Raw genomic sequence first — 6,439 nt, 5'->3', positions numbered from 1 at the left:
CCGGAAAGAAGGCCGTCAAGGAAATCTGCGCCCGTCTCCCGCAGTTCACGACGAGGAAGCACCCGCCCCACCCGCGCTTTCAGCGTCGTGAGCTCCTGCTCCCAAGCCAAAAACGAACCCTGACCACACGGCATGTGCGCATCGAATGGTAGGCAGCGTCCCAGCCAACTCAACCTTGGCGTCCAACCTGACTTATCAGCCAAGAGACGAAATGCTGGCTGGTGGGGGACGGCATACCTACCTCCGGTACGACGGCATAGTAGCAATTTTCCGTTTCCATCGGCAGGTCGAGAACGACCCGAAGTTCGCCAGATTTCAACTCCCGCTCGATCAGGTAGCGTGGGAGCAGCGCATAACCCATGCCGGCAACCGCCGCTTCGATGATCATCGAGAATTGATCGAAGCGGTGCCCCCTGTAGGCTGTCTCGCCGGGCAGCCCGGCCCACTCCAGCCATTGCGACCAGAGCCTCGGACGCGTTGCCAGATGCAGCAATGACTCGTTGAGAAGATCGGCCGGCGTCAGCTTGGGTCCCGACGCCAAGAGCGTGCCGCCGGCCACCGGCAGGATCGACTCGCTGCAGAGATAGGTGCAGGTGGCGCGCGCCCACACCGGCTGTCCGTAGTGGATGGCTAGTTCAAAATTCTCCTCCTCGAAGTCGAACGGCCCCGAGCGCGAGCCGACATTGAGGATCATGCCCGGGTGCTGGCGGAGGAAATCAGGCAACCGCGGACTGAGCCAGCGGCTGCCGAATGTCGGCAAGGTGGCGATGCTCAGGCTTGACCTGGCGTCGGCGGACGACATAGTGCGTAGCATCGTTTCCTCGGCTTGCTGCAGCAACTTTCTTGCTTCCGGCAGGAAGCGCCGCCCATCCTCGGAAAGCACCACGCGCTGCCGGATGCGTTCGAATAGCAGCGCGCCGATATAATTTTCCAGATTCTTGACCTGACGGCTGACGGCGCTCTGGGTCAGGTTGAGCTCCCTGCCGGCGCGCGTGAAGCTCGCGTGTCTGGCCGCGCATTCGAACGCCTGGATTGCAACCAGGTCTGGGATCAACCTTCTGCTCAATATCATGCGTATCTCGCGTCAACCTAGTCGAAATCGTCGTGACTCATGTCGGATGAAATCCGATATCACTCTTTTCTGGAATGATCTCATGTTTTCTCAAAAGCGAGACCGCACCGTGCCAAATGCTGCTTTCGTTGTATCCGATGACATTCGTTCTGCTTTTTCTGCGGCGATGTCAGTCATGTACCGGACCGAGGTTCCCGCCTACGGCACGCTGTTGGAACTGGTCGCCGAGGTGAATGCCGAAGTGCTGGATGCCACGCCAGTGCTGCGCCAACGGCTCGAGGCGACGGATTCGCTTGACCGCATCTCGCAAGAGCGGCACGGGGCGATCCGCCTGGGAACGCCGGCCGAACTCTCGATGATGCGGCGCGTGTTCGCTGTGATGGGCATGCATCCGGTCGGCTACTACGACCTCAGCACGGCCGGCGTGCCGGTCCATGCGACTGCGTTTCGTCCGGTTGGTGCCGAAGCGCTCAGCCGCAATCCTTTTCGCGTCTTCACCTCGTTGCTCAGAATCGAACTGATCGGCGACGAGGTTCTGCGGACAGAATCGGAGGCCATTCTTGCCGCTCGACGGATTTTCACGGACAGCGCCATCCAACTCACCGAAAAGGCCGAGACGCAGGGCGGGCTGGATCAAGCCGATGCGGATCGATTTGTCGCCGAAATCCTCGAGACCTTCCGCTGGCACGATCAGGCCTGTGTCAGCATGGAGATGTACCACAGGCTGCACCAGCAGCATCGGCTGGTCGCCGACGTGGTTTCCTTCAAAGGCCCGCATATCAACCACCTGACGCCGCGCACGCTCGACATCGACGCGGTGCAGACGGGCATGCCGACGCGTGGCATCGAGCCCAAGGCGATCGTCGAGGGTCCGCCCACTCGCCAGTGCCCGATCCTGCTCAGGCAGACATCATTCAAGGCGCTGGACGAACCGGTCTCGTTCAAGTCAGGCAGCGGCGGTTGGACGGCTGGCTCGCACACGGCGCGTTTCGGCGAGATCGAGCAGCGCGGCGTGGCGCTCACTCCCAAGGGCAGGGCCCTCTACGACAGCCTGCTGGATGCCACGCGCAAAATCATCAGGCCGGCGGCCGACGGGTCAAATACTGCTGATTACGTCGAGGCGTTGTCGCGGACATTCCAGTCGTTTCCCGACACATGGGACAGCATCCGCACTGCTGGCCTTGGCTATTTCACCTATTCGCTGACCGAGCGGGGGCGTCAGGTCGGCAGCATCCATGTGGAAGGTGTCGATCGGCTGGTGGCGGATGGCTTCGTCCGTTTCGACCCGATCGTCTACGAGGATTTCCTGCCCGTCAGCGCGGCCGGTATTTTCCAGTCCAATCTGGGCTATGAAGCGGGCCAGGATTTCGTCGCCAGTCCCAACCAGAAGCGCTTCGAGGCCGCTCTCGGCGCCGGCGTCCTCGATGAATTCGAGCACTATGCGGCGATCGAGCAGGCGTCGATCGACGACTGCCGACGCGCTCTGCGCGGCGTTCAAGCCGCGGAGTAGACAGTCGGCATGATCGGCGAGCGGCACAAGACAGCTTTGGTCGAAATCCTCGGCGCGGACGGGGTTGTCCAGGATTCCGTCAGCCTGGCCGCCTATGAGAATGGCGCGCGCTATGACCGGGGTAGCGCCGCATTGGTGCTGCGCCCTCGCCGCACGGTGGAGGTATCCGCTTGCGTCGCCTACTGCGTTCGCGAGCATATCGCGCTCATCCCGCAGTCCGGCAACACCGGCCTGGTCTCCGGCTCGACGCCGGATACCAGTGGAGCGCAGGTCGTGCTCAGTCTCGACCGGATGACACCGATTTTCGATCTCGATATCGACAACCGTTCGATCCACGTCGACGCTGGAACCAGACTGTCGGACATCAACGGACGGCTCGAGCCCGGCGGCCTCTTCTTCCCGATCGACCTCGGCGCCGATCCGCGGGTGGGCGGCATGCTGGCAACCAACACCGGCGGCTCGCGGTTTCTGAAATATGGCGACGTGCGCCGCAATACGCTGGGCTTGAAGGTCGTCCTGGCAGACGAGACTGGCACCGTGGTCGACCTGCTGTCGGGGATGCGCAAGAACAATACAGGCGTCGACTGGAAGCAGCTTTTCATCGGAACATCCGGCGCGTTCGGCATTGTCACCGAATGCGTGCTCAATCTGGAGCGTCTGCCGAGGCAGGTTTCGACCGCCTATCTGGTGCCGCGAACCGGCACTGCCGTCATGCCCCTGCTGCGAGCGATGGAAGAGCGTCTCGGATCGTATCTGTCGGCTTTCGAAGGCATGTCGGGGAATGCGATCGCCGCAACGCTTGACCATGTTCCGTCGCTGCGCAATCCGTTCCAGAATGACGACATTCCCAGCTATGTCATTCTGGCCGAAGTTTCCCGCAGTTGGCTCCCGCGTGATGACGAGCAGCCGCTCGATGCCGTCCTGGAAACGGTGCTGGCCGAACTCTGGGAAGCGGAGGGGGCGCCGCTCGCCAACGCCTTTGTCGGTCCCGCCCGTGAGATGTGGGCGCTGCGTCACGCCCTGTCGGAAGGCGTCAAACATGCCGGCCGGCTGGTCGCCTTCGATCTGTCGTTCCGCAGGGCCGACGTACTGGCGTTCTGCGACTGGATGAAGCTCGAAGTGCCAAGCCATTTTCCCGATGTCGCAATCTTCGACTTCGGCCATATCGGCGACGGCGGCGTGCATTTCAATCTGGTCGTCGACGAGGCGCGGGCTGGTCCAGTCGATATCGCCTTCGAACGGCGATTGCGCGATTGGGTCTATTCGATCGCGGTCGATCGTTTCGGCGGCAGCTTCAGCGCCGAGCACGGCGTCGGCCGCAAAAACCAAGCCTACTACGATCTGTATACGCAGAAAAAGCACAAGGACCTTGCCGCTGGCCTGAAGCGACTGACGTCGCCAGGGCGCCTTGGTTCGGTGTGTTTCGGATAAGTCAACAGGAGTTTGCCGGATGAACATTGCAGTCAAATCCATCGATATAGCCAAGGAAACGACCGAACTTCTGGCGAAACTGGGTGTCGCCAAGGAGACGCTCGTCGGTGGCGATCTCCTCGTGCGCAGCCCGGTGACGGGCGAGCAGATCGCGGCGCTGAAGACGATCTCGCCGGCCGGTGCGGCAGAAACTATCGACAAGGCGCATAAAGCCTTCCAGGCTTGGCGTCTGGTGCCGGCGCCGAAGCGCGGCGAGCTGGTGCGGCTGCTTGGCGAGGAGTTGCGCACGCACAAGGCCGAGCTTGGCCGGTTGGTATCAATCGAGGTCGGCAAGATCCCGTCCGAGGGTCTTGGCGAAGTGCAGGAGATGATCGACATCTGCGATTTCGCCGTCGGCCTTTCCCGGCAATTGTACGGCTTGACCATCGCTACCGAGCGTCCCGGCCACCGCATGATGGAAACCTGGCATCCGCTCGGTGTCGTCGGCGTCATCTCGGCCTTCAACTTTCCGGTGGCGGTATGGTCGTGGAACGCGGCACTCGCGCTGGTCTGCGGCGACGCGGTGGTGTGGAAGCCGTCGGAAAAGACGCCGCTGACGGCACTCGCCTGCGAAGCGACCTTTGCGCGTGCGGTGAAGCGCTTCGGCGCGGATGCGCCGCAGGGCCTGGCGCCGGTGCTGATCGGTGATCGCGCCGTCGGCGAGAACCTGGTCGACCATCCGAAGGTGGCGCTGGTCTCGGCCACCGGCTCGACGCGCATGGGCCGGGACGTCGGCCCGCGGCTGGCCAAGCGCTTCGCCCGCGCCGTGCTGGAGCTCGGCGGCAACAATGCCGGCATCGTCTGCCCGACCGCCGATCTCGACATGGCGCTGCGTGCCATCGCCTTCGGCGCCATGGGCACCGCCGGCCAGCGCTGCACGACGCTTCGGCGGCTGTTCGTGCATGACAGCGTCTATGAGGCGCTGCTGCCGCGCCTCAAGAAGGCCTACGAAAGCGTCTCGGTTGGCAATCCGCTGGAAACCTCTTCGCTGGTCGGTCCGCTGATCGACAAGGCGGCGTTCGACGTCATGCAGAAGGCACTGAAGGAAGCCAGCGCCCATGGCGGCAAGGTGACCGGCGGCACGCGGGTCGAGAATGGCCATCCCGACGCCTATTATGTGCATCCGGCACTGGTCGAGATGCCCAAGCAGGTTTCGCCGGTTACCGAAGAAACCTTCGCGCCGATCCTCTACGTGATGAGATACTCGGATTTCGACGCCGTGCTCGAAGAGCACAATGTGGTTGGAGCAGGGCTATCGTCGTCGATCTTCACCCGCGACCTGCAGGAATCCGAGCGCTTCCTCGGCGTCGACGGGTCCGACTGTGGCATCGCCAACGTCAACATAGGTACATCCGGGGCTGAGATCGGTGGTGCCTTCGGTGGCGAGAAGGAGACCGGCGGTGGCCGTGAGAGCGGTTCCGACGCCTGGAAGGCTTACATGCGGCGCGCCACCAATACGGTGAACTATTCCAAGGCGCTGCCGCTAGCCCAGGGCGTATCCTTCGACATCGACTGAGGTTCAAACAATAACCGTCAGCACAAGGATCGATGAGGCCGGCTTCGTGCCCGCCTCGCGTATATCGGCCATTGGGGTTCGCAGATATTGAAGATCGGCGCCCGCGCGCAGATTATGAAGAGGACGGAGCGCTGGTGATCATCCTGGGGGCGAGCGAGCCGGATTTCGATACACCCGATACTGTGAAGCAGGCTGCCTGGAAAGCCATCCAACGCGGCGACACCAAATAAACAGCGGTGGATGGTACGCCGGAATTCAAGCAGGCAATTCCCGAAAAGTTCCGCAGCGACAACGGCCTCGACTATGCCGGTGACGAAATCGCTGTCGCGGCCGGTGCCAAGGAGGTTCTGTTCTACGGGACGGACGATCACTGCCAACCGCGTTTCGAAGGCCTACGCCATGACCGGCTGGCGCATCGGTTATGCCGGCGGCTCGCGCCAATCGATCAAGGCAACGGCGGTGGTGCAGAGCCAAGTCGACGTCTTGCCCGTCATCGGTCAGCCAAGCCGCCGCGGTCGAGGCCCCTGTCCCCTCAGCAGTTTCTGTCGGAGAGGGCGGAGAGCTTTTGCCGTCGCCGCGACGTCGTCGTCGCCGGATTGAACACCATCGCCGGGCTGGATTGCCGCGTTCCGGAAGGCGCCTTCTTTGCCTTCGCAGGCTGCGCCGGCCTGATCGGCCAAACCACGCCTGCCGGTAGACGGAGCGAAACTGACACCGACTTTTGCGATTATCTTCTCGAGGAAGCCCAGGTCGCGGTTGTGCCGGGCGCCGCTTTTGGCCTGTCGCCATTCTTCCGGTTTCCTATGCGCGACACAGACCGATGCTGAATGACCATACTTGCACGCAAGCGACCCCCCCAACCGCCTCATTG

Annotated in this window: 4 protein-coding genes and 1 pseudogene; 4 read left to right on the top strand and 1 reads right to left on the bottom strand. The window is 62.6% G+C overall.

What is annotated here, in order from left to right:
* Positions 1 to 169 precede the first annotated feature (169 nt).
* A complete protein-coding gene (locus tag EOC94_RS29500; protein WP_127295005.1) occupies positions 170 to 1,072 on the bottom strand; it encodes a LysR family transcriptional regulator in 903 nt (300 codons plus the stop codon).
* 109 nt (positions 1,073 to 1,181) lie between these two features.
* Between EOC94_RS29500 and EOC94_RS29495 the strand changes: the two genes are divergently transcribed.
* The 4 genes and pseudogenes from EOC94_RS29495 to EOC94_RS29480 all read left to right on the top strand — a co-directional run.
* A complete protein-coding gene (locus EOC94_RS29495; RefSeq protein ID WP_127295011.1) occupies positions 1,182 to 2,582 on the top strand; it encodes a VOC family protein in 1,401 nt (466 codons plus the stop codon).
* Positions 2,583 to 2,591: 9 nt separating this feature from the next.
* The gene (locus EOC94_RS29490; RefSeq protein ID WP_127295003.1) at positions 2,592 to 4,013 is read left to right on the top strand and encodes an FAD-binding oxidoreductase; all 1,422 of its coding nucleotides are present in this window, start codon (positions 2,592 to 2,594) and stop codon (positions 4,011 to 4,013) included.
* A gap of 19 nt (positions 4,014 to 4,032) precedes the next feature.
* Positions 4,033 to 5,568: an aldehyde dehydrogenase family protein gene (locus EOC94_RS29485; RefSeq protein WP_127295001.1), complete on the top strand. Its 1,536-nt coding sequence runs from the start codon at positions 4,033 to 4,035 to the stop codon at positions 5,566 to 5,568.
* A gap of 10 nt (positions 5,569 to 5,578) precedes the next feature.
* A pseudogene (locus tag EOC94_RS29480) lies at positions 5,579 to 6,365 on the top strand (aminotransferase class I/II-fold pyridoxal phosphate-dependent enzyme); the annotation flags it as partial.
* Positions 6,366 to 6,439: the final 74 nt, after the last annotated feature.

This window comes from Mesorhizobium sp. M6A.T.Ce.TU.016.01.1.1 (assembly GCF_003997065.1).
Classification (GTDB): Bacteria; Pseudomonadota; Alphaproteobacteria; order Rhizobiales; family Rhizobiaceae; genus Mesorhizobium; species Mesorhizobium mediterraneum.
Note: the sequence above shows the minus strand (reverse complement) of the source record. Positions and strands in the feature narration are given on the sequence as shown.

Coding starts and splice junctions, on each gene's coding strand:
- EOC94_RS29500 (WP_127295005.1), bottom strand. CDS start 1,072: ATGATATTGAGCAGAAGGTTGATCCCAGACCTGGTTGCAATCCAGGCG.
- EOC94_RS29490 (WP_127295003.1), top strand. CDS start 2,592: ATGATCGGCGAGCGGCACAAGACAGCTTTGGTCGAAATCCTCGGCGCG.
- EOC94_RS29485 (WP_127295001.1), top strand. CDS start 4,033: ATGAACATTGCAGTCAAATCCATCGATATAGCCAAGGAAACGACCGAA.